At 53.1% G+C, this 23,819-nt stretch carries 22 protein-coding genes and 1 pseudogene; 9 read left to right on the top strand and 14 right to left on the bottom strand.

Going from position 1 to position 23,819, the window contains the following annotated elements; all coding sequences use genetic code 11:
• Positions 1-297 precede the first annotated feature (297 nt).
• Both OCH80_RS07910 and OCH80_RS07905 read right to left on the bottom strand, forming a co-directional pair.
• Complete coding sequence (locus tag OCH80_RS07910) at positions 298-3,201, bottom strand: putative bifunctional diguanylate cyclase/phosphodiesterase (RefSeq protein ID WP_404539700.1); 2,904 nt, start codon at positions 3,199-3,201, stop codon at positions 298-300.
• 203 nt (positions 3,202-3,404) lie between these two features.
• On the bottom strand, positions 3,405-4,352 hold the full coding sequence (locus OCH80_RS07905; protein ID WP_404539698.1) for a glycosyltransferase family 8 protein: 948 nt from the start codon (positions 4,350-4,352) through the stop codon (positions 3,405-3,407).
• Positions 4,353-4,549: 197 nt separating this feature from the next.
• On the opposite strand from OCH80_RS07905, the gene OCH80_RS07900 reads away from it, so the two are divergent.
• Complete coding sequence (locus tag OCH80_RS07900; protein WP_404539695.1) at positions 4,550-5,077, top strand: hypothetical protein; 528 nt, start codon at positions 4,550-4,552, stop codon at positions 5,075-5,077.
• Positions 5,078-5,116: 39 nt separating this feature from the next.
• Here the strand turns inward: OCH80_RS07900 and OCH80_RS07895 are convergent, their stop codons facing one another.
• From OCH80_RS07895 to OCH80_RS07885, 3 genes are all read right to left on the bottom strand, one after another.
• A complete protein-coding gene (locus OCH80_RS07895) occupies positions 5,117-5,917 on the bottom strand; it encodes an HAD-IIB family hydrolase (RefSeq protein ID WP_404539692.1) in 801 nt (266 codons plus the stop codon).
• A 512-nt stretch (positions 5,918-6,429) separates the two neighbouring features.
• On the bottom strand, positions 6,430-7,806 hold the full coding sequence (gene radA, locus OCH80_RS07890) for a DNA repair protein RadA (protein WP_154548099.1): 1,377 nt from the start codon (positions 7,804-7,806) through the stop codon (positions 6,430-6,432).
• Entirely contained in the window at positions 7,806-8,360 is a 555-nt protein-coding gene (locus tag OCH80_RS07885; protein ID WP_404539688.1) for a dUTP diphosphatase, read from the bottom strand. The genes radA and OCH80_RS07885 overlap by 1 nt, the downstream gene beginning before the upstream one ends.
• Before the next feature lie 133 nt (positions 8,361-8,493).
• Between OCH80_RS07885 and OCH80_RS07880 the strand changes: the two genes are divergently transcribed.
• The 3 genes from OCH80_RS07880 to OCH80_RS07870 all read left to right on the top strand — a co-directional run bounded on the left by OCH80_RS07880 (position 8,494) and on the right by OCH80_RS07870 (position 11,738).
• The gene (locus tag OCH80_RS07880) at positions 8,494-8,790 is read left to right on the top strand and encodes a hypothetical protein (RefSeq protein WP_404539686.1); all 297 of its coding nucleotides are present in this window, start codon (positions 8,494-8,496) and stop codon (positions 8,788-8,790) included.
• A gap of 78 nt (positions 8,791-8,868) precedes the next feature.
• Positions 8,869-10,221 carry a C1 family peptidase gene (pepC, locus tag OCH80_RS07875; protein WP_206989543.1) on the top strand — a complete coding sequence of 451 codons (1,353 nt, stop codon included), beginning with the start codon at positions 8,869-8,871 and terminating at the stop codon, positions 10,219-10,221.
• A gap of 239 nt (positions 10,222-10,460) precedes the next feature.
• Entirely contained in the window at positions 10,461-11,738 is a 1,278-nt protein-coding gene (locus OCH80_RS07870) for an AAA family ATPase (protein ID WP_404539684.1), read from the top strand.
• 124 nt (positions 11,739-11,862) lie between these two features.
• Here the strand turns inward: OCH80_RS07870 and OCH80_RS07865 are convergent, their stop codons facing one another.
• The 9 genes and pseudogenes from OCH80_RS07865 to OCH80_RS07825 all read right to left on the bottom strand — a co-directional run bounded on the left by OCH80_RS07865 (position 11,863) and on the right by OCH80_RS07825 (position 19,540).
• The gene (locus OCH80_RS07865) at positions 11,863-12,042 is read right to left on the bottom strand and encodes an LPXTG cell wall anchor domain-containing protein (protein WP_404539681.1); all 180 of its coding nucleotides are present in this window, start codon (positions 12,040-12,042) and stop codon (positions 11,863-11,865) included.
• 324 nt (positions 12,043-12,366) lie between these two features.
• Entirely contained in the window at positions 12,367-14,220 is a 1,854-nt protein-coding gene (locus OCH80_RS07860; protein ID WP_404539679.1) for a flavocytochrome c, read from the bottom strand.
• A 194-nt stretch (positions 14,221-14,414) separates the two neighbouring features.
• Complete coding sequence (locus OCH80_RS07855; RefSeq protein WP_404539676.1) at positions 14,415-15,350, bottom strand: AAA family ATPase; 936 nt, start codon at positions 15,348-15,350, stop codon at positions 14,415-14,417.
• 247 nt (positions 15,351-15,597) lie between these two features.
• Complete coding sequence (locus tag OCH80_RS07850; protein WP_404539673.1) at positions 15,598-16,911, bottom strand: C1 family peptidase; 1,314 nt, start codon at positions 16,909-16,911, stop codon at positions 15,598-15,600.
• 58 nt (positions 16,912-16,969) lie between these two features.
• Complete coding sequence (locus OCH80_RS07845) at positions 16,970-17,644, bottom strand: 2,3-diphosphoglycerate-dependent phosphoglycerate mutase (protein WP_154548080.1); 675 nt, start codon at positions 17,642-17,644, stop codon at positions 16,970-16,972.
• Between the two features lie 12 nt (positions 17,645-17,656).
• On the bottom strand, positions 17,657-17,845 hold the full coding sequence (locus OCH80_RS07840; RefSeq protein WP_154548078.1) for a hypothetical protein: 189 nt from the start codon (positions 17,843-17,845) through the stop codon (positions 17,657-17,659).
• A gap of 3 nt (positions 17,846-17,848) precedes the next feature.
• A complete protein-coding gene (locus OCH80_RS07835; RefSeq protein ID WP_154548076.1) occupies positions 17,849-18,040 on the bottom strand; it encodes a hypothetical protein in 192 nt (63 codons plus the stop codon).
• Positions 18,041-18,055: 15 nt separating this feature from the next.
• Positions 18,056-18,736 (bottom strand): histidine phosphatase family protein, encoded by a 681-nt coding sequence (locus tag OCH80_RS07830; RefSeq protein WP_404539668.1) that lies wholly within the window; start codon positions 18,734-18,736, stop codon positions 18,056-18,058.
• 58 nt (positions 18,737-18,794) lie between these two features.
• Positions 18,795-19,540 (bottom strand): annotated as a pseudogene (locus OCH80_RS07825) (sulfite exporter TauE/SafE family protein).
• 160 nt (positions 19,541-19,700) lie between these two features.
• Between OCH80_RS07825 and OCH80_RS07820 the strand changes: the two are divergent.
• The 5 genes from OCH80_RS07820 (at position 19,701) to OCH80_RS07800 (ending at position 23,722) form a co-directional block, all read left to right on the top strand.
• Entirely contained in the window at positions 19,701-20,282 is a 582-nt protein-coding gene (locus OCH80_RS07820) for a DJ-1/PfpI family protein (RefSeq protein WP_154548070.1), read from the top strand.
• A 4-nt stretch (positions 20,283-20,286) separates the two neighbouring features.
• On the top strand, positions 20,287-20,814 hold the full coding sequence (locus tag OCH80_RS07815; protein ID WP_404539665.1) for a GNAT family N-acetyltransferase: 528 nt from the start codon (positions 20,287-20,289) through the stop codon (positions 20,812-20,814).
• A gap of 27 nt (positions 20,815-20,841) precedes the next feature.
• Positions 20,842-21,900, top strand: a complete 1,059-nt coding sequence (locus OCH80_RS07810) for a dipeptide epimerase (protein WP_404539662.1) — start codon at positions 20,842-20,844, stop codon at positions 21,898-21,900.
• Between the two features lie 24 nt (positions 21,901-21,924).
• Positions 21,925-22,683, top strand: coding sequence for a serine hydrolase (locus OCH80_RS07805; protein ID WP_404539659.1), 759 nt, complete (start codon positions 21,925-21,927; stop codon positions 22,681-22,683).
• 283 nt (positions 22,684-22,966) lie between these two features.
• Complete coding sequence (locus OCH80_RS07800; RefSeq protein WP_154548062.1) at positions 22,967-23,722, top strand: MurR/RpiR family transcriptional regulator; 756 nt, start codon at positions 22,967-22,969, stop codon at positions 23,720-23,722.
• Positions 23,723-23,819: the final 97 nt, after the last annotated feature.

Here is a 23,819-nt window from a genome sequence, read left to right as displayed (position 1 = left end):
AAGCGCTTCGGCTTTCCCGCGGGAACAAATAATACTTTACCTGCATTTTGCTTTTAAGTCAAATTTTAAATTTCATTCGCTTTAAATAAGAAACGCGAGATTGCGTTGTTTTGGAGGGAATGGGAGTTAGTGTTTTTTTCACAGATTATTTTCCCCTCAAATCCGCGGACTTGATTTTTTCGTTCGTGATTTGCTGATTTTTGGTGCATGTTTTGGTGAAATTTTTTTACTTTTTCGCTTATTTGACGCAAAAAGACCAGTTTCCGCTTGGAAACCGGTCTTTGGAATCTTGCTGTTTTATTTTGGCATTTGCACATTTCCTTGGAAGGTAATGTCGCTGGCATTGACCAGCAGCATCTGCCAGTTGCGCAGCTGCGCGATGCTGGTCACGGACAGTCTGATGTATTGGCCATTGTGGCGGACGTCAGCCAGGTATTCGCTCTGCTCGCTGTTTCCTTTGCCCGCGCGGTCAGCCAAAGCCCGCATCTCCAGGCCGATGCTTGATTCAGGCGCGTTGGCCAAGTCGTCGGAGATCTGATGGATGTTCTTGCCGGATTCCTCCAGCTCGCGCTTGTACAGCTGGTTCATGTAGACGGTCTTGAATGACTCGCCATCGTCCAAAATCAGACTGACCGGCCGATCGCTGATCACGTCGGTCAAGCCAACCTGCTGGTAGAACTGGTCTTGGTCGCCGTCTTCAATCTCGATCCCCTCTTTTTCAAGCAGCCAGGTCAGCTCATCAAGCGGCAGCGGCTGGCTGAAGTAGTAGCCCTGGATCCGCTCGCAGCCGATTTCCCGGAGAAAGTCAAACTGTTCCTTGGTCTCAACCCCTTCGGCCAGGGTGTGAATCCCCAGGCTCTTGCTCATCTTGACGCAGGAAGCCAGGATCTTCTTTGAGGCTTCATCAAAGTCGCTCATGAAGACCATGTCCAACTTGATTTCGTCAAATTCAAAATTTTTCAAATAGTTCAAGCTGGAATAGCCGCTGCCAAAATCATCCATCCAGACCTGGTAGCCGGCCTGGCGGAAGTCATGGATGGCCTGCTTGAGCCGCTGCACGTCTTTGGCCAGGGCACTTTCCGTAATCTCAACATGGATCAGCCGCTTAGGCAGGCGCTGCTTTTCAACCGCGCGGTTGAGCACCTGCAAGGGGTCCATCATCTGAAAGTCGGCTCTGGACAAATTGATTGACACCGGCACGACCGGGAGCTGCTTGTCCAGGCGGGCCCGCAGCATGGCCGTGACCTCTTCAATGACGTAGCGGTCCACCTTGTAGGACAGGTTCATCTCTTCAAAAAGCGGAATAAACTGCCCTGGCGACAGGAAGCCTTTGACCGGGTCATTCCAGCGGATCAGGGCTTCAGCGCTGCACAAGCGGCGCGTCAAGGCCCGGATGACTGGCTGATAGTAGACCTCCAGATGCTTCTTTTCGATTGCCTCATCCAGGTTGTTGATCAAGTACTGCTTGAGCTCTTCGGATTTCTGCAGGTCATCCGTGTAAATGTACCAGCGCGCCTGCGGATCCGTCTTCAGACAGTCGCAGGCCAGCTTGGCCCGGTCGCAGGCAACTTCAGCGCTGACTTGGTCAACGTATTCGTACACCCCGACTCTGACGCGCAGGCTGGAGGCGTACTCTGACTGGCGCAGGTGCTCTTGCAGAAGCAAGATCCGCTCTTGCCAGCCCTTTGGATCAGTGTCATAGATATAAAAGTTGTCAGCGCTGAAGCGAGCCGTCAAAGCATGCGGATAGACGTCCTTGATAATGGCGGCAATTTCCAGCAGGCAGCCATCCCCGGCCTGCAGGCCGTTTTGGATGTTGTAGAGCTTGAACTTGTCAATATTCAGGGCCAGCAAATGGCCGGCGACTGCTGGCTGCTCGCTTTGGACGGCTTCCGTCTCCAGCAAAAAGTTGTGCATGTTCAACAGTCCCGTCAGCTGGTCATAGCGCAGAACCCGCTTGTTGCTGATGTCTTTGGCGATCAGGACCGCCGTCTTTGGCACCTGGTGCTCGCCGGTCGTTCCGCGGATGGCTTCAATTTCCAGGAGCCGCTCGCCCCCGTCCAGCTGGACATGGGTCGTCATGAACATGCTCTGCTGGATGGACAGGCGCTGCTGCAAGTGTCGCCGGTCCAAGACGTACAAGAAGTGGTAGCGGTTGGCCGCGGGCACGAAGCTTTCGGCAAAAGCCGCGTGGAACTGGTCATAGTGGCCATCCTGCCCCAGAATTTTCTGCCAGGACACCGGGTACTTGAAGATAGTCAGCTCATTTTTGTCAAAATCAACCAACAATTCAAAAAGGTCATCCTTGCTGATGGCCTGCTTGAAGTTGTTGTAGGCCAGCAGGCGCTTGTCGCGCTCGCGGTTTTGTGCTTCCGTCAGCTCCAGCTTATGGATCAAGCCCACGACCTGCTCCGGCTCGCCCTTTTCATCGCGGCGGTTGACGAACATGTCGACCTTGAACTGGTCGCGCAGGTTGAAGCCATGGACGGTGACGGAAGTCCTCCCCCCTTGCAGGCATTCGCGGTACTTGGCCACGAAGCGGTTGGTGTCCCCATAGGCCACGAAGTTCTGAGCAAACTCATCCACCGTGTCATAGCGGTAGTAGTCGCTCAAGTCATAGCGCCGGCGCAGCTCTGCTGAAAAAGTAATCAGGCCCAGTTTGGGATAGACCCAGGCCAGGCTGCCATCGTCTTCAAACAGCTCCTTGAAATTGACCTCTTCTTGCAGCTGGTTCTCCCTGACCAGGGGCCAGAGGACCTCAGCCAGGCCCTTAATGGCTTCAAGATCTGCCAGGGTCCAGGAGCCGTCTTTGCCTTGGAAGCTGATGAAGCCGGCAAAAATCTGGTCCGTCATCCAGGCATAAGACAGGTTGCCAGCCGCCAGGGCCAAGGTATGGTCTGACTCCTTCCGCGTCAAGATTGCCGGATTGGCCTGGCGGAAGCAGTCGTTCAGCAAGGCAAAGTGGTCCTGGTCCTCCAAGAGCAGATTGTAGTGCATGGCCTTATAGCCCGGCCCATGGGAGCAGTACTCATACAGGAAGTGGCGCGTCGCCGCCGAGTTGGTGCAAACGTAGACCATCTCCAGGCCAAGGTCCTTCTTGATCAAATCTAAAAGGTCGATGACCTGCTCAGCCGGCGCTCGCCCCTTCTCAAAATAGGCACGCTGGAATTCTGCCAGCGCTTCAGTCGTTTTTTTGCTCATCGCGTTCCCCCGCATTTTTTCTAACACATCACATTTTACTCTCACAAGTCGTTATGCTGCTTGGCAACACATTCTACTCCATCCGTATTTTAACAGATCCGCACGCAAAAAAGGCCGCAAGCGCCTAAATAGTTGCCTTGCAGCCTTCAAAAATCGTTAAAAAACTTTACTAACCCCTAAATCGGCAAAAGAAAGTTCGCTTTTTACAGGGTAACCTTTTCCGCTTCCTTCACTCTGGCCCAGTTGTGCGGATCCAGCAGGGTGGTGTCCAGCTTTTCCAGCATGCGGTCCAGCTTGTGCAGCTCCACGTCTCTTTGGTCATCGCTGGTATTTTGCAGCTCAGCCTGCAATTGGTCATAAAAGACCGTTTCCTTGGCATTCTTCCAGAAGTAGTCTTCGTACTGGATGCCTGAGAAGTGCCATGGCTTGAAGAAGAGGTTGTAGTGGATCAAGGATGGGTGCGGGTTCTCCGGGGTATTGTCGTTGGGCATTGCATCCCACTTAGGATCGACGTACTTGATTCTGCCGGAGCAGATTTCGTTCAGGTAGTCCTGGTCAGGAGCAATGCAGTCAAAGTGGTACTTGCCCAGCAGGTAGAAGAACTTGTCCAGGAACTTTTCCTCCCGGAAGGCCTTGGCATTCATCACCAGCATCCCCGAGTTGATGTACTTCTTGGTATCCAAGGTCAGCACTTCCTTGATGTAGCGGACCATTTTTTCAACGAATTGGATTGACGTGTCGTTGGACGCGCCAAGCAGATTATCGCCTAAGTCAGTCTCGTAGAGCTTGGCAATGTCGTCATTGAGCACCGTGTCGCTGTCGATGTAGACTGCCTTGTCATATTGCGGGAACAGGTCCGGAATGAACAGGCGGTAAAAAATGGACATAGTGAAGAAGTCCCCGCGCAGGAAGTTTTCCTTCCGGTCCTGAATTGGGGCAAGCATCTTGTCATCCATTTCGTAGAATTCCACGTGCAAGTTGGCCTTTTCATAGGCCTTTAAGGCCGCTTCATGCTCTTTGGACAAGCCTTGGTGCAAAAAAGTGACGGTGTAGTCCCGGTCGGGGCTCACGAACTTGGCCAAGGAGTTCAAAGAAACGGCAGCGTATGGCGTGAAGTCGTCACTGATTGAGTAAAATACTGGAATAGTCATCTCGTTAATCGTCTCCTCCATTAACACAGTATTTTTGAATATTTTTGAATAACAGCTCCCATTAATCCTGCTTCTGATTATAGTCAAAGCCAACCGCATGGCCAGCTTTTCAGGCAAAAAAATTATAACCAACGCCATCTTGCGGTAAAATCAACTTAATATTTTTGCTGATTGCAACTAGATCGAGGAATTTAATTATGGATAGAAATTACGCCTACAACAAGTTCAAAGCCCTGGTGCCAGAAGAGGTCACGCGCAAGATTCCGAGCGAGCGCGAGCACCACGCCCTGTTCAACCTCTTGCTCCTGCTGGAAAAGCAGCATCCTGAAGAGCTGCAGCGGGGCTTGAGCGACCAAGCCCAGGCAGACGAGCAGGCAGCCTTGCAGGTCTTGATTAAGAGCAGCTTTGCCTCAGTCATGGCCGAGCACGTCAAGCAGGGCCTGGTTACCGACGCCGACCAGCCGCAAGTAGTCAAGCGGGACGCTGCCGCGACTGATCCAGAAGCCAATAAGCGGATCACGGCCCTGGTCAAGCCGGAATACCTCAAGCGCATCCCCGTCTTCATCAGAAAGCACGCGATGGGCAAGACCTGCCAGCTTTTGGCCCGTGAATTTCCTGACCTCTACAATGAGTTCAAGGGGGAGCCAAGCCAAGATGCGGTCGACAAGATGCGGACCTTGATCAACCTGATCTTTGAAGAGCGGATGTCCAAGCACCATATGTAACAAGTCAAAAAGAAGCCGGCCAAGGGCCAGCTTCTTTTTTTATTTATTCAAGACTTCGCGCTCGATCACGTCCAGAACCCCGTCGTGGCGGTAGTCATAGCGGGTCACGTGCTTGGCCGCGGATTTTACTTGGTCGCTGGCGTTCTGCATCGCGTAGGACTGGCCGGCAAACTTCAGCATTTCCACGTCGTTCAGCCCGTCGCCAAAGGCCATGATCTCGCTGGCCTTGATGCCGCGCTTTCCGGCCAGCCACTTCAAGGTGCGGCCTTTGGAGACGCCTGGAAGCAGAAGGTCGATTGAGCCTACGCCTGAAACGAAGACCTGCAGGTCAGGACAAGCCGCGGTCAGAATTGCGGCAGCTTCCGCGAGCTGCTCCTTGGGCGGCCGCAGGCAGATTTCCGCGACCCGCTGCTCCGGCAGCGGCCAAAAGGTGGGCAGGACCTTGAACTTGGAGAAGTAGAAGTCCATGTGGTCATGGAAGTCCTGCGTCGTGTCCTCTCTAAAGTAGCAGTAGTGCTCCCCAGCCAGCATCACGGCTTTTTCCAAATGATTGTCCTTCAGTGCCCGCAAGGCCCCTTGGATGTCAGCTTCCGGCAAAAAGCTGCCCTTGACCAGCTTGCCGCGGTCATGAACCAGGGAGCCGTTGAATGAGGCAATCGTCAGCTGGTCAGCCATCGGGAAGAAGCTGGCGATTTGGGCATACTGATCCCCGGAAATCGGCAGAACCTGGATGCCGCGCTCTTGCAGGCCAGCGTAGATCCGGCTGAAGCGCGCCCGGTCGTAGACCCCCTTTCCCCGCATGAAAGTTTCGTCCATGTCAAAAGCAATCAATTTGATCATTTTGTGTCTCCTGTTCAAAGCAATCTTTTCTGCCTTAAGTCTAACAGAAAAAAGGCCGCTTATAGGATAGAAATAACCGCTCGCTTGCGCGGGCGGTCATTTCTATTATCACTATACAATGCAGCAACGCACTGCATCGATTTCATTATAGACCAAAAATTAGCTATTCTGCCAGTTTGACTAAATATTTTTAACATAACCAGCAAAATTTTATTAATAAGCAGCTGGTTGGCGGCAAGCCAATTCTTTGAAAAAGTTAGTTCAATTTCGGTTTTTAAATGAATCTGAAATCAACTACCCCCGACCTCGGTCGGGGGTAGTTGATTTTCTATCCCCTTTATTTATATATCTTAATAATTAGACCCTCCTGACAGAGACTGGAAATGATAACAAGTGTTATATACAAGGACTTATTTTATTAGCCAAAAAGCAGGCCAGCCAGCTGCCTGTGGTTAAGTCACATAAAAAAAGCCTGCATCAGCTCACGCGAAAGTGAGTCAATGCAGGCTTTCTTAATTGAACAAGATCTTCAAGGCCTGGCGGACGCTGGTGATCGGAATCACTTCAATCCCCTCGTCTTGCAAGGCCGGCGACATGTTGAACTTCGGAATGAAGATCCGCTTGAAGCCAACCTTGGCGGCTTCTCTGACCCGGGCCTGGATCTGGTTGACCCGGCGGACTTCGCCAGTCAGGCCGATTTCTCCGACAAAACAGTCGGTCGGCTGGATTTCCTTGTCATAGTAGCTGGAAGCAATCGCCATGGCAATGGCCAGGTCAATCGCCGGCTCGTTCAGGCGGATCCCGCCAGTCGCCGTCAAGTAGGCATCCTGGTTCTGAAGCATCAGGTTCCCCCGCTTCTCCAGCACGGCCAAGAGCAAGGAGACCCGGTTGTAGTCCAGCCCTGAGGTCGTCCGCTTGGCATAGCCAAAGGCCGTTGGCGTCACCAGGGCCTGGATTTCACCCAAGATCGGCCGGGTTCCTTCTAAAGAAACGACGACGGCCGACCCGGTTGAATTGGGCAGGCGCTCATCCAAAAAGACCGCTGAAGGGTTGGTGACTTCAGACAGACCTTCATTTTTCATCTCAAACATGCCGATTTCATTGGTCGCCCCGAAGCGGTTCTTGACCGAATGCAGGATCCGGTAGGCATGGTGCTCGTCGCCTTCAAAATAAAGAACCGTGTCCACCATGTGCTCCAGGATCTTTGGCCCGGCAATGGCCCCTTCCTTGGTCACGTGGCCAATCACGAAGACGGTGATCTGGTCCATCTTGGCGATCTTCATCAATTCCGCCGTAACTTCCCGGACTTGGGAAGCAGAACCGACCATGGAGTCCAGGCTGGGCTCATTCATGGTCTGGATGGAGTCGATGACCACGAAATCAGGCTTGACGTCGTCAATCTGGTCGCGGATGTGCTCCATGTTGGTTTCCGGATACAAAAGCATGGGACTTGCCCCTAGGTCCAGGCGGTCAGCCCGCATCTTGATCTGCCCGGCCGATTCTTCCCCGGAGACGTACAAAACCTTGTATTTATTGGCCAGGTCGCCCATGATCTGCAGCATCAAAGTGGACTTGCCGATCCCAGGGTCCCCGCCGATCAAGACCAGGGAGCCAGGCACGATCCCGCCGCCCAGAACCCGGTTCAGCTCTGAGGACTTGGTCAGAATCCGCTCTTCCTTCTCAGCCTTGACCGTGGCCAGCTTGACTGCTTCTTTAGCCCCCACGCTGGCCATCATCCGGCTGGGAGTGGCCTTGCTTGAGGTCTTTCTGACCTCCTGGCTCTCCTTTTCAAACTGGTTCCAGGCCCCGCAGTTTGGGCAGCGGCCCAGGTATGAGGCAGAAATATAGCCGCAGGAGCGGCACTTGTACTGCGTCTTGACTCTAGCCATTACTTATTCCCTTCCTTGCCAGTTGAGCCAAAGCCGGCCACGCGCTGGTTGTCGACCGGCTCATCGTCATCGCTCTTCAGGTAAGGCGTGAAGATTGCCTGGGCGATCCGCTCCCCCTTCTTGATATGGAGGTCACGGACCCCATAGTTGAGCAATTGAACGAAGATTTCGCCTTCATTGCTTGGATTGTCATAGTAGTCGCTGTCGATCACCCCAATCCCATTTGGCAGGGACAGGTTGCGCTTATACGTATTGGAGGACCGGTTGGCCAAAATCAAGACCTCATCTGCTGGCATATAAGCCTTGATCCCAGTTGGCACCAAGACCGGCTTTAAGGCGGCTTCCGCGTCCAGCAGGTCATTTTCGATCAGCTGGTGGCGGTTTTTGATCATCCAGAAGATCTTGATCAGCTTCATCTTCCAAATGCTGGGAATCGTAATGTCGCGCGCGGCTTCCAGGTCATAGCCGGCACTGGCAACCGTCTGGCGGCGCGGCAGGCTGATCCCTTGCCCTTCATACTTGCTGACGACTTCAAATCCTCTAACTCTGCTCATGATTCACGTCTCCTTTGTCTAATTCCTTAAAATATTCTACACTAGTTTTGCTGAATCATGACCAGTCACGATCATGAAAGAAATGCCATCAACAAGACGGAAGTGAGCAAATAAAATGCAAGAAAGCAAAGACATGACAAACGAAGCAGTCAAGAAAGAGCTTCGCTATGAAAAAGCCGGGGAATTGACCGCCAAGACCACTTTGGCCGAGATCAAGCGCGAGGACGAGACCGTCTGGGTCATGGGGCACGTCTTTTTGAGCCCTAAAGCCAGCCAGGCGGACCTGGACCAGCTGATGAATGATGCCAAGCAGTTCGCCGCATCTTCCAGCCATAAGATCTGGGTCCTTGATCCTAAAGGGATCAGCTACTTCATGCAGCATCCGGATTTTGAGCAAGTCTGGGCCGACAAGCCGGCCATCCTGCGCTAACACTTTTTGGAATAGTTAGACTTAAGATTTTTTCTAAGCTACAATATTCAAGTAAAGATTATTTAGGAGGAAATTCGCATGTCACAAGAAATCAACTTTGACACTATCGATAACTTTGTCAGCGACTTGGCCAAGCACCCTGCCTACAAGGTAGCCGCTCACGCAGCGCAAACCAACGGCATCTACAAGGCCAGCCAAAACACCCAATCAGCAATCGACCTGGACCCAACCTTCTCAGTTGAAATCGACACCGGCTCAGTTTCAAACCAGAAGCAATCCGGCCGCTGCTGGATGTTCAGCGCCCTGTCAACCATGCGCCACGCCATCCAAAAGGAATTCAAGCTCAAGGGCTTTGAATTGTCCCAAAACTACACCTTCTTCTGGGACAAGTTTGAAAAGTCAAACTTCTTCTTCGAGAACGTCATCGGCTCAGCCGACAAGCCACTTGGCGACCGCAAGGTAGCCTTCCTGTTCCAAGCACCGCAAGGCGACGGCGGCCAATGGGACATGCTCTGCGGCTTGATTGAAAAGTACGGGATCGTGCCAAAGAAGGCCTACCCGGAAACTGCCAACTCCGAAAACTCCCGCGCGCTTGATGCAACCTTGAACACCATGCTGCGCAAGGGCGGCTTGGAATTGCGCGACTTGGTCAACGCCGGCAAGAGCGCTGAAGAAGTTGAAGCCCACAAGAACGAGCTTTTGTCAGCAATCTTCCGCATGCTGGCAACTTCCTTGGGGATGCCGCCAAAGACCTTCAACTTTGAATACAAGGACGATGAAGGCAACTACCACATTGACAAGGATCTGACTCCACAAGACTTCTTCAAGAAGTACGTTGGCTGGGACCTGGAAAACTACATTTCAGTCATCAACGGGCCAACTGCCGACAAGCCATACAACAAGGTCTTCTCAGTTGAATACCTTGGCAACGTCGTTGGCGGCCGCCAAGTCCGGCACTTGAACCTGGAATTGAGCGACTTCAAGAAGCTGATCATCAACCAATTGGAACAAGGCGAAGTTGTCTGGTTCGGCTCAGACGTCTCACAGGACAGCGACCGGCAAGCAGGGCTTTTGGACACCAAGCTCTACGAAACTGACGCCTTGTTTGACTTCGACTTCTCAATGACCAAGGCCCAACGGCTTGACTCAGGCGAAAGCATGATGAACCACGCCATGGTCATCACTGGCGTTGACTTGGTAGACGGCAAGCCAACCAAGTGGAAGATCGAAAACTCATGGGGCGACAAGCCTGGCTTCAAGGGCTACTTCGTCATGAGCGATGAATGGTTTGACCAATTCGTCTACCAAGCCGTTTTGAACAAGGCCTACCTGCCAGAAGATGTCAAGCAGGCTTACGACGAAGGCAAGAAGAACCCAATTCAATTGCTTCCATGGGACCCAATGGGCTCATTGGCATGCAAGTACTACTAAAAGCCATATTTGGTCTTCGGCAATGTCATTAAGTTAGGACACTAACTTATAACCTGCCTTAGGACGCTCATCCAAGTTGGATGAGCGTTTTTTTGTTTTTCTTTTTGATTTCCGAAAAGTGCCCAACTGCGAAAAAACCTAGCTAAGTCTCCGGAGGCTACTTTTTCGAGTTGCTTGTTTTTTAGAATTAAACAGCTATACTAGCAATAGTCAAATAAAGCAACGAATGAGGTGCAACGATGTTCAAACAACCTTTGGCCGACTTGATGCGGCCGCAATCACTAGAGCAGATGGTTGGGCAAAGGCAGCTCCTGGCCCCGGGAAAGCCGCTGCGGCAGATTATTGACCGAGCGGTCCCATTGAGTCTGATCCTATGGGGTCCGCCTGGCTGCGGTAAGTCCACCCTGGCTGGAGTCATGGCCAAGAGCCTGGACTTGCCATTTGAATCGTTCAATGCTTCAATTCAAAACAAAACCCAGCTGCAAGAACTGATCAAGCAACATCCAGACGAAAGCTTCGTCCTCCTGCTGGATGAAATCCACCGCCTGACCAAGCCGCTTCAGGACTACCTTCTCCCCTATCTAGAAAACGGGCATATTCTCTTGGTTGGCGCGACTACGGAAAATCCAGTCATGAGCATCGCGCCGGCAATCCGCTCCCGTTGCCAGATTTTTGAATTCGAACCAATTTCCGCGGAAGAGATCGAGCCTGTCTTGAAGCGGGCCGCCAGTGAGCAGCTGGACTTTGACCTAGGGGATGAAGAAGCCCATGCTATCGCCAACTCAGCCAATGGCGACGTACGGGTTGCCTTGAACATTCTGGATACGCTCCATGCCATGTACCCAGAGCAGCTGACTATGGCAGAGATCGCGGCTTTTGCCAAGAACCAGCACTTTGCCTATGACAGAGATGCCACCCAGCACTATGACTATCTGGCGGCTTTTCAAGACTCAATTGAAGGTTCGGATACCGACGCGGCCCTGTATTATCTGGCAGTGCTGCTCGAGAGTGGCGATTTAGACTCGGTGGTCAGAAGGCTTAAAGACGCGGCAGTTTTAACGGTTGGCCTCGCCGCTCCAGAAACGGTCACCCAAGCAATCACTTTAGCCAATACCGCTAGAGAAATCGGCCTACCCAGGGCAACATCAGCATTGACTATGGCCACCATGCTGCTCTGCATCTGCCCAAGATCAGACTCTGTCCGCTGGGCATATGCCAGAGCTAAGATGGACGCGCAAAATCCCAGTGCCCACCCAATGCCAGCTTATTTGCGAGATGACCACTACAAGGAAGCCGGCAAGCTCCGTGGTGCAGGGCTCAAACTTGATGCCTTCAATCAGCCCCACCAAATCGCCAAGCAGGCCTATTTGCCAGAAGACTTGATCGGCCACCACTACTTTTTCCCGCGCAGCACAGCTAATGAAGAACGGCTTTACAAGCAATACCAAGCCTTGTTTGAATATATCTACGGGAAAAAGTTTGCCGCGAGCGACCCATTGCGGCAACGGGAAAAGTAAATAGACGAAAATCTCTACGATTTTGCAAAGCAAAGACCCAAGCGAAGAACTCGCTTGGGCCTTTTTGTGATGCTGTTTACAGCAAAAAAGCCCTGATCAATGATCAGGATTTCTCCGCTTTAAATTAGTGACGCTTCTTGCGCAGGCTTGCCAGGCCCAGGGCGGCAGACATGCCTAAGGCAATCAGGCCGGCAGCAACTGCTGCTGGAGATTCCTTGGCACCAGTCTGTGGCAGCTTGGCTTCACCTGCCGCGGTCTTAACAGAGTTGGCTGAACCAATTCCATTGCCTGCGGCGTTAGTCAAACCGACACCCTTGAGAGTTGGCGTACCTGGAGTGATTGGCTCGCTTGGCGTCTTAGCGCGACCAGAGTTAAGCTGGCCAGCATTTGGATAAGCTGGGTCGGACTTAGTCTTCCGGACAAGCGGCTTAACCTTTGGCTTAGTTGGCTCACTCTTGGTTGGCTTGGCCTTCGGCTTAGTCGGCTTAGCTTCTAGCTTGACTTCCGGTTTAGTCTCTGGAGTAGTCGGCTTTGTTTCCGGTTTTGGTAGTTTTCCACAAAAAGTTCTTTTGTAAAAAAATACACAACCCCAAAAATGGAGTTGTGTATCGCAAATCTTGTTCTCGCCTTAGCGTGATGCCCCACTGACCGTGTCAACCGCGAGTTCAGCATTGGCGCTGTCCGCCGCGATCCGGCCAAAGGTAAAGACGTCGGCCAAGGCGTTACCGCCCAAGCGGTTGCCGGCGTGAACCCCACCGGCATTTTCCCCGGCACTGTAGAGACCGGCAATTCTTTGCCCCGCTTCGTTTAAAACGTGGGCTCCGGCATCAATCTTCAACCCGCCCATGGTGTGGTGCATGGCTGGTTGACGTGGTGTAGCGTAGAATGGACCATTTTCAACCCGGTGGTCAAAGACGCTCTTGTGGAATTCCGGGTCATCCCCTTGGTCAACGTATTGGTTGTACTTCTTGATGCTTGCCAGCAAGTGGTCAGGATCAACCTTGATCTGCTTAGCCAATTCTTCCAAGGTGTCCGCCTTGTACAATTGCCCATTGGCAATTTCTTGCTTGATCTTGTTTTCATCAGTATTGTAGGCTGAGTTCTTGATCGTTTCATCAGCAATCAAGTAGAACAAACCACCGTTGGCAATGGCGGCTTTTGCCAAAGTGTCACGGCCAGCGTATTCGTTAACGAAACGGTCACCCTTTTGGTTAACCATGACAAAGTCAGCTGGCGGGACTTGCAAACCAGTGTTGTATTCACCCGTCTTTGGGTCAGCAACTGGCATCATTTGGGTGAAGCCCATGCCAACCAAGGCCGCGCCTGCTTCCAAGCCCAAGTTGATCCCGTCACCGGTAATATATGGGGCATTGGTGGTCTTCATGTTGTCTGGAATGTCGTCCCAGTAAGTGTTGTACTTTTGCAGCATCTTGGTATTGGCACTGTAGCCGCCCGCCGTCAAAATCACGGCCTTGGCATGAACGGTCAGTTTATCGGTCTTAACCCCAGTTACCCGGCCGTTTTCAAGCAGCAAGTCCGTTACCTTCGCGTCAGTGAAAGTCTGGCCGCCGTGTTCATCATAGTACTTCTTCAAAGCCTTGATGTAACCAAAGCCGTCGCTTTCCACTGGCTTGTGGGCCCGGCGCCACAAAGCACCGACTGGCATGGTTACGGCTGACATGTTGAAGTCAACGCCAATTGAAGCCAGCCACTTGACTGATTCCAAGGCGTGGTCAGTCAAAGTCTTGGCCAAGGAGTAGTCACTGTAAATTTCGTTACCTTTTAAGTCAACCCGCTTGCCGCCCAGGTAAGTTTGCAGACGGTGGAAGAGAACTGAGTCAAACAGGTAATTCTTACCACTGTCAAGGTAAGCTTTGATCTGCTTTTGCATTTCCTTGAAGTCGTCCCGGTATTCCGGCGCGATTTCGTCTTCCTTGACTTCCATCATTTGCTCCAAGGTGACGTTTTCCCCTGGCAAGGCTGGAAACTTGTTTTGCCATTCTGGGTCAGCGGCGTTTAAGAAACCACCTGACCGCATGGTGTTACCACCAACGGTTGGCGCCTTTTCCAGCAAGGCAACCTTCAAGCCATGTTGCAATGAACGGACAGCCGCGGTAAAACCAGCCCCGCCGGCACCAACCACGGCCACGTCAACCGTGATTTCCTGACGGCCTGTTTCAGCTGCTTGGTACTTTGGCCGCTTCTTGAATTCATCAGCATCCCCGCCAGCTAATTCAATGGCGTGGCCAACCCCGTCCAAGATCCCGTGGCTAGTCAAAGAAGCCCCGGAAACTACATCCACATTTAAAGTTTGGCCTTTCACAATTGCTTCCGGAATCCGCTTCATTGCCGCGTCCGAAATACCAGCCGTTTCCCCTGCAGCTACTTGGACATCCGTAATCCGGTCCTCATCAACAGTTACTGTCAGCTTGAACTTACCATTGTGACCTTGCGCGTCAACCGTGTATTTTCCAGCCTTCATTTTCGTCCTTCTTTCTGTTACTTCAGTTATTTTTTCTCTTAGTCGTGATCGTAGCACTTGAAAAAAGCCAGGGCAATCAGAACTTGTGATTTTTATCATTAATTCAAAAGATAACTGTCTTTTCAGGATTTTATAAAGACTCCTAAACGAAAAAAAGCTTTTCCTTCCAAGCGAAGGAAAAGCTTTTTCATGTATTACCAAATGTGCAACAGACGGGTTCTGTCCAGCTTGGACAAGTTGAATTGGTGCACGTGCTGCTTCTCGTTTTCCGGGAACTCCTGCAAGAAGTCGGCCACGTTGTACAGGCCGGTGGAGTAGGACCAGACGCCCTTGACCTTCTTGATCGGGTCCAGCATCTCATTTCTGATCGGATAAGCCGAGATCAGGAAGTGCTTGTGGTGGAACTTGAAGACGAAGTAAGGCAGACGGAATTCATCCACGACCTCTTCCTTGGTCTTGCCGATCGTCACCACGTTGCGGTAGGTGCCGTACTTCTCGTTGAACTTGTCGTTGAAAGAGAAGTAGAAGTTGGAGATATGCACATGCGGGAAGTCTTCTTCTTTGACTTCGTCAGGAATGGCGATCACATGTGAATACCGGTCCAGGTTGTTTTCCCTTTGCAAAAGGGCGTGCTCCATCTGGTTGGGCTTGATGCCCTTGACCCAGTCAGGCACTTCCGGGTGTGCCATGTATGAGTTGTACATCATGGCGATTACTTCGGGCTTGACCCAGTCGTACTGCATCCGGACCTGGTTTCTCTTCAATAAGCCTTCAAGAGTCTGCTTTTGCATCAAGTCGACCACATAGCATTCGTAGTGGTACTTTTCACACCACTTCTTGTAGTGGTCGATTTCGCTAGGCACGATGTGGGTGCCGTCCACGATCACGGTCTCACCATAGGACATCTTGTGCTCAACCAGATTGTCCTTCATTCTCTTGGTTTGATCCGTGACGTGCCGCGGAATCACTTGGTGCAGTACGTCAGTCTTCTTGTCATAGTATACGGTAAGATCCGCCAAAAGCAGACGAATCTCATCCCCGCTGATCGCATATGGCATCAAATGGTGCCGCGCGATGAATGAAGATTTGCCAGAGCCAGGTGCGCCTCTTAAAAGAAATAATTTGCGCATATTTCGCTCCATTGTAAAAAAACTATTTTGAATATCAAATTCGATTTTACCATAACTTGGCCATCTGTCGCGCGGAACGGCTTATTTTTTTCAATGAAAAAAGCTCCCCCTCTTAAGCAGCGTCGCTAAGTTAAGACTTTGACCAGCGTAAGAACGCGTTTTGACTTTAGTTAGGGACTTTTCGAGAACAGTAAAAGACACTCATCCAACATAGATGAGTGTCGTTCATTCAATACTGTATTCTCGTTTAAAGCAGGGAATCCCATGGATCCAGTTCCACTGGCTCGGTTTCCAGCAAATCCAGGATCTGTTTTGGCACGAATTCCTTCTTGACGGTCACTTCATAGACGTATTCTCTGAACCAGTCGTTGCTCATGACGAAGTAGCCCTTTTCACCGCTCTTGTCGCCCCAGGAGTTTTCGACCTTCCATTGACGGATTTCCCCACGGTCTTCATCAACCCCGACGATGGCCATGTCGTGGGAGGACATCCCCACCCCAGTGGCCAGGCGCTCAGCCTTGGTCATGGTCGTGTCGATGCCCAGCAGGTCGTCCAGCTTGTAGAGCTCAGTGTCCATGAAGCCGGTCTTGCGGTCCATCTGCCGCAGAACGTCGTTGCCGAACCAAACGGCCCGCCCGCTCTTCAGCATTTTTACGGCCGCGTCTTCCAGGTATTCCATTGGCACGTTGACGAACAGGTTTGGCAGCCCGCCTTCCACGTTGTCTTCAAAGCCCAGGTGCAGAACCCGGTTCAGCTCGTGGTCCGGCGCGTTGGCCAGAACCACGTAGTCGTCAAAGTCGGTGTCGCAGTACTTGTTGAAGAATTCCACCGGCGTCAGCTGCTTTTCCAGGTGGTAGTTCTTGTCGTCGTCTCTAAATTCCAGGTCAAAAGTCTTCGGTGGCTCGCCAACGGCCATGGCCATGATCTTGTAGACCTGTGCCAAAAATTCTTTTCTCTTTGCTTCAACGGCAGTTTCATCCCCAGCTTGGACCAACTTGCGCAGTACCAAGGCGTCCTTTCGCTCCTTGTCGGACAAGACCATGTTCAAGGCATCTGAATGGTTGCTGTTGAAAGTTTCCGGCATGACGTATGACGGCACGACCCCATACTTGGCGATCACTGATGCCGCCATGTGCCACTGGCCGCCGTCAGTCGTGGTCCAGTCCATGTAGCCACGCACGGTCCGGTCATCCAGCGGCCGGTCGGCAGTGGCGATGATTCGGTCGTAGAAGTAGTTGGCCCGCTCAATCTTGTCCCAGAAGTAATTGTAGGCCTGGGAGAAGGTGAAGTTCTTGGCCTTGTTCTTGGCCCCAAAGTTGTGCCGGACGACGTTCAGCGTTGAAAAGAGCCAGCAGCGGCCGGACCGCTCCTGATTGGTCACGTTGTCCGTGTCCAGTTCCACTGAGAAGGTCCGGTTCAAGCGCCGGGAGACTTCCGGGTTCCAGGAGGCTTCAATGACCCCGCTGCGGCCAGCGGCTCTGGCAATGGCCTGGTTCTTGGGGTCCGCGTTGAAGCCGCGGCTGAATTCAGCGATTTCTTCTATGCTAAGCTTGTGTGACATAAATGCTCCTATTTGTATTTTTTAGTTGTTTTTTATAAAAAGCAGGCGTCCTGCCATCCTACAGGATCTGCTTATTGACAATCCGCAAGTCATGGTCAAAATCGTAGACGATCGCCTTGGCGTTGGGCACTTCCAGCTTCAAGATATCCACATTGTTGATCTGCTCCAGGTACTTGATCAAGGCCCGCAGGCTGGAGCCATGAGCCACGATCAGCTGGTCCTCGCCCTGGCGCAGGCGGCTGGCCACCTCATCTTCATAGTAAGGAAGCAGGCGCAGCTGGGTCTGGTGCAGGCTTTCCGCCCGGGGCAAAAGCCGCGGGTCCACGTACTTGTAGCGGCGGTCAATGGTTGGCGACCCCTGGGCCGGCGGCACCGCGTCAAAGCCGCGCCGCCACTCCAATACCTGCTCTTTGCCAAAAACCTTGCGGGAGACGTCCTTGTTCAGGCCGCGCAAGGCCCCATAGTGACGCTCGTTGAGCCGCCAGGTCTTGGTCATCGGCAGCCACAAGAAGCCGCAGGTCTCAGCCACGATGTTGGCCGTCTCAATTGCCCGCGACAAGACCGACGTGTGAATGTGCGTTGGATAAAAGCCGGGCAAGAGCGCCAGCTTCTCCCCAGCTGCTTTGGCCTGCGCGCGCCCCTTGTCGGTCAAAGGAACGTCGTTCCAGCCAGTATATACGTTTGCTGCATTGGCTTCGCTTTCGCCATGCCTAAGCAGTGCCAATTTTGCCATAATGCTTGCCTTCTATGCGAAAAATGCCCAAATGCCGGTAATGATAAACAATACGCCTAAAAAAAGGAAGGCGTTGCTGCTCAAGCCCTTGGACGGCTCGCCGCCCTTCTTGGCCTTGATCTTGCGCGAAATCCCCGTCGCCAGGTCCCAGATGCCAAACAGCAGAACCGCGTAGGGAACCCACCATGAATGCACGTTCATTGCTTACCCCCAGAGCTTGTAGGCATAGAAAATTGCCGCGATCAAGACGACCGCCCCGGTCAGATAGTAGGATCTGGCGGTCAGCTTGACCTGGCCTTCCTTCATGGTTCTGGCCGCGTTAAAGCCGCGGGCCAGTTCCCACAAGCCAACGATCAACAACAAAATAAAGGTAAAAGTATGCGTATCCCACTTCATAGAATCAATTTCCTTTTATAAATCATCTGCTGAGCAGTTGTAGTCAACGATCTTAAAGTTCCCGTCTTCATCCAGAATTCCCCGGGTCACGCTGCCGTTTTCCGGGAAAGGAATGTCGTGGAGGCCATCGCTTTGGTCCCAGTACTTGATGCCTAGGGTCTTGATGAAGTCCCCGTGGGAGACGACCAGGACCCGGCCCTCGTTTCTGGTTTCCTCGCGCAGGACCTTGACGGCCCGCTGCATGCGCAGGTCCAGTTCCTCCACGTTTTCGGCCAGGTGGCGGGGATCCGCCTTCTTGGTGGCTTCTCTGAACTTGTAGATGCCAACGGCATCGATGATCGCCTTCACGTCTTCGGTTTCAGGGATGCCGGCGGCCTTGGAGACGGCGCGCCAGGTCTCGTCAATGCTGTCGCCTTCAAAGGAGCCGAAAAAGACTTCCCGGAATTCCGGCAGCTTCTTGATCTTCCCGATCTGGGAGACCACGTTGGCATTCTTTATCAAGTGGACGGTGTCGATCGCCCGCTTGAGGTCGGAAGAATACATGTTGTCAAAGTGAATCTGCGCCAAGGCCAAGGCGGTCTTCTTCAAATCATCGATCCCCCTGATGGTCAAGGGAGTGTCACACCAGCCCTGCACCTTGCCCAAGCGGTTGAACAGGGTCTCGCCATGACGGACTAAATAGACTTCAGTTTTCAAGCATTTCCTCCTTTTTTATCGAACTACTCTATTCTAACTTACTTTGCTAGCAATTTCACTAAAACCAGGCAGAGGCCGCCAGATAAGCCGCCAGGACCACGGAAAAGGCGGCGGTCACCCCTCTGACCAGGCTCGGCTTTAGATATTTAATCAGTTTCTGGCCAAGAAAGCCACCGATAAACATCCCCGCCGCCAAAGGGATAGCCACGTCCCAGCGGACCAGGCCCCGGTACATGAAGATCAAGAGGGCGACCAGGTTGGCCAAAGAGCCAATGATGGCCTTGATCCCGTTGATGACGACGAAGCTGGATTTTGACAAGTAGGTCAAAAAGACCAGGGTCAAGACGCCGGAAGCCGCCCCGAAGTAGCCGGCGTAAATGCCAGCCATAAACAGGCCCAGGTAGGCCAGGACCAGCTTGAGCTTGCTGTCTGAGTCCCGGGTGTAGATCGGCCGCCGCCCGCTCCAGACCAAGAGGCCCCCGCTCATCAAGACCAGGAGGGGGACGATTTTTTAAAGATTTCGCCGGGAAAGGCTGACAAAAGCCAGCCCCCAATGGCCGCCCCAGAGAGCTGGAAGAGGCCGTACCAGGCCAGTTCCCGCCAGTGCCCTTTCATTTCCTTGAGGCAGGAGGTCAAAGCCCCAAAGCCCGTAGTCACCAAAGAGGCCGTGTTGGTCATGTTGGCCACGACCGGACTGAGCCCGACCAGCAACAGGCCGGGGTAAGAAACCAAAGAGGCCATGCTGGCCACGGAAGAGACGATTCCGGCCAGGATGCCCAAGACGATTAAGTAGACAATCAGCATAAATACTTCCTTTGCTTGCTAAAAAATTCCAACTTATTTATTGTAGTTGATTTTCACCCGCGTGAAGCAAGCATTTGTGCTTTTTGACCAGGAAATGAAGTACAATAGGCTTAAGCAAAACAACAAGATCAGAAATTTCGACAAATGCGAGGTAAAAATCATGGTTAAAGCAGCAATCGTATTTTCAGATGGATGTGAAGAAGTTGAAGGCTTGAGCCAAGTCGACGTTTTGCGCCGCTTGGACATCCCTTGCGACATGATCGGCCTGACCAGCAAGACCATCCGCGGCGGCCACGGGATCGTTTTTGAATGCGACAAGACCCTGGACGACAGCCTCTTGGACTACGACCTGGTCTCCTTCCCAGGCGGCGCGCCTAACGCCCACCACTTGCGCGACAGCGTCAAGCTGGGCGAACTGATGGCTGAGCGCCACCGGCAAGGCAAGTGGGACGCCGCCATGTGCGCCTCCCCGATTGCCTTGTCCAAGTACGGGCTCTTGGAAAACGCCAACTGGACCAGCCACCCGGACTTCAAGGCCCAAGTGCAGTCAGAAAACCCAAGCAGCCACTACATGGACACTCCGGTCGTCGTTGACGCTGAGCACAAGCTGATCACCAGCCGCGGGCCAGCTACTTCCTGGGCTTTTGCCTACGCGATCGCCCGCGTCCTGGGCAAGGACACGGAAGACTTGGAAAACGCGATGCAGTACAACTACCTGCGCGACCACATCAACCTGGACTAGTCCCATGGCTTTAAGCTACATCACCGAAGCCCGGGTGGCGGATCTAGCCGCCATCATGCATATCATCAATGACGCGAAGGCTTTTTTAAAAGCATCCGGCTCCAGCCAGTGGCAGGAAGGCTATCCTGATGAAGCCGCCATCTTAAGCGACATCAAGGAGCAGGCCGGCTTCATTCTGAAGACTGACGGGCAAATTGCCGCTTATGCCGCGATCACCGGGCAAGACCCCAACTACGCCGTAATTGACGGGGCTTGGGCCAACGTGGCCGACCCCTACGCGGCGATCCACCGGATTGCCATCGGCTCAGCCTTCCGCGGCCAGCACTTGGCCGGGCAGTTCTTGAACCAGCTCATTTCCCTGGGCTTAAGCCAGGGGATCAAGAACTTCCGCGTCGACACCGGCAAGGCCAACGCGGCCATGCAGCACCTGGCGCTTAGCCATGGCTTTCAGCTGCGCGGGATCATCAAGGTCACCAGCGACTCTATCGATCCCAGCCGCCTGGCTTACGAACTCAATCTGCCAGCAGAATAAATCAAGCAACAAGGAGCATAGCAGGAGATGACAGAAACGCTAACGATTAAAGATCTGCAAGTCGATTTAAAGGTGATCCCCCTGACCACCCCCTTCGTGACGGCCCTGCACCGGGTGGACAGCATCAACGCCGTCCGCGTCAGAGTCGCCCTTTCCAATGGGATCGTGGGCACGGGAACCTGCACCCCTAACGAGAAGGTCACGGGCGACACGATCAACAGCGCCGCGGCCGTCATCAAGGAGGTCATCCGGCCGCTGCTTTTAGGCCAGGACTTTGGCGACTGGCGCCGGCTCTTGCAGCTGGTGCAAGCCAGCATCGTCCACAACGGCCCGGCCAAAGCCGCCGTTGAGCTGGCCCTCTATGACGCCAAGCGCCAGCTTTTGGGCATCAGCCTGACTGAGCTCTTGGGCGGCAAGGGCGGCAGCGTCCACACCGACTACACCATTTCCATTGGCGACCCCGACCAGATGATTGCCGAAGGGCAAAAGCGCGTCGAGGCCGGCTTTAAGTCCCTCAAGCTGAAATTGGGCCACGGGCACGTGGACCGGGACATCAAGCTGGTGGAAGACTTTGCCTATGCCGTTGGACCAATGATCCACCTGCGCCTGGACATGAACCAGGCCTGGAGCGCGCGGGAGACCTTAGCCGCCGCCAACTACTGGAAGAAGCACAAGCTGGCCATCGACTTTATCGAGCAGCCAGTGCCAGCCGGCGACTTGGACGCCATGGCCTGGCTGACCAAGACCTCCCCTTACCCAATCATGGCTGACGAGGCCGTGGAGAGCTATCTTGATGCCCAAAAGGTGGTTGAAAAGCGGGCCGCTGACTACATCAACATCAAGCTGATGAAGACCGGGGGCTTGAGCGAGGCCCAAAAGATCAACGACCTGGCTGAAAGCCGCGGGATCAAAACCATGGTCGGCTGCATGATCGAATCGATTGAGTCGATCTCTGCCGCCTGCTCCTTCGTCCTGGCCAACCCCAACGTCGTCTTCGCCGACCTGGACTCAGTCTTCATGGCTGACCAGGACCCCGACATGGCTAATTTTGCCGTGGCGGCGGGCGATACGATTACGGTTAAGTAATTTTTTGATTAAGGAGGCAAAGCCATGTTAGCAAGCAAGCTCGATCAGCTCCTGCGCCCCTTGCCGGGCAGAGAAGCCCTGCTGATCACGAACGCGGCCGGAGAGGTTCTTTTTCAAACAGACAGCGTCAATGACCGCTTCAAGTCAGCCAGCCTGATCAAATTAGGGGTAGCCGCCTACATGCAGGCCCACCCCATGGACCTGACCCAGACGGTCACGGTCAAAGATGAGGCGATCGTGGAAGGCGGGATGCTCTGCCACCTGGCCCAAAGGAATTGGAGCTTGCGGGACCTGCTGGACTTGATGCTGTCAGATTCAGACAATACCGCCACCAACGTCCTGATCGACTGGTGTGGCTTTGACCAGCTGGCAGCCTGGTTTAAAGAATGCTATCAGGGCCTGCACCTGGGCCGCTACCTGATGGCTGAAGCCGACAGCCAGACTGGGAAGGAAAACTACATCACCGCGGCTGCAGCCATGAAGCTCTTCAAGCAGCTGCTGGACGATCCCAGCCCCTTTGGGGAGATCTGCCGCGGGGCCATGTACAACCAAAGCTCCCGCAACAAATTGATCGAAAACCTGCCGGAAGGCTGCTCTTGGAACAAGACCGGGGAGCTGGACGACACTGAGCATGACATCGCCAGAATCATGGTCGATGACCAGTATCTGGACGTCTGCTTCATGAGCCACTACCAAGGCCTGCGCGAGCGCGCCAAGATCATCCTGGCCATGAACCAGGTCGGCGAGCTGGCCTACCAGGAATTAGGCGGAACAATTTCATAGTCATCCGCGCCGCCCGAACGGGAGACGCTTTAGAACACTCATCTCAGTTGGATGAGTGTTTTTGTGTGGGCTGGGGCACGCGCAAAGTTAGGTTAGGTATTTTTTCAACATCGGTTTCCCGAAAAGTACCCAACTGAGACCAAATTGCTTTCTCCATGCAAAGTCAATCTCGTAATTGCCGCGCAGCGGGCCCTTCCAGCCACAATATTTTGATAATTTTTCAGAAATTATGATAAAATTAATAGTAACTGTTAATTTTATTTAAAAGTGGGGCTTGCAAAACATGGACATCACTAATTTTTTCACGGTCGAGTCATCGGAGCTTTCCAAATCCGACCGTAAGATCATGAACCGCATGACCAAGGACTTGACCAACGTTGAATCCCTGACCATCAATCACCTGGCGGAAGAAGCCGGGACCAGCCTGGCCTCCGTCCAGCGCTTTTGCCAGAAGATGGGCTATTCTGGCTTCAAGGAATTCAAGTTTCAGCTGCTGACCTACATCAAGAAGCAGGAAAGCCAGAGCGCCATGGTCTCGACCAGCGAATACCTGCAGGACTACCACGATGCCATCAATCAAGTCTGGACCACCAACGAGACCGATGCCGACGAGCTGGCTGACGTCCTGATCAACAGCTCCAACAATTTCATCTTCGGGATCTACTATTCTGAATTGCCGGCCCGCCTGCTCTGCATGGGGATGCGGGACCTGGGGAAGGCGACCTACTTCGGGGATGCCCTGGCTGCTGGCGAGCACCTCTTTCCTTTGAGCAATGAAGACTCAACTGCCGTCTTCTACTCGGTTTCCGGGATCTCCAAGCTTTTTGGCTCCTCCCCCCTGCCTAAGTCCATCTCGCATTTCAAGCACAGCTACTTGATCACGATGAACCCAGACACGCCTTTGAAAAAGTACTTCAAGAAGGTCATCATCCTGCCGGGCAAGAACCTGGCTCAAGGGCTGCCGGTCGACCCGCAGTCAATCCCCGTCGTCTTTACCGAAAGAGTCATCGATATCGCCGCAACCAAATACCGCCATTAATCAGCTGCCGAAAGGCGGCTTTTTTGATTGGGCTGGAGGCGGCAGTTGGGGACTTTGCGGGGATTATTTTTTCAAAAATGACAACAGTTGGGGACTT

Origin of the sequence: Lactobacillus sp. 23-2, assembly GCF_044902225.1 — a bacterium.
In the GTDB taxonomy this organism is placed as follows: domain Bacteria; phylum Bacillota; class Bacilli; order Lactobacillales; family Lactobacillaceae; genus Lactobacillus; species Lactobacillus absianus.
Note: the sequence above shows the minus strand (reverse complement) of the source record. Positions and strands in the feature narration are given on the sequence as shown.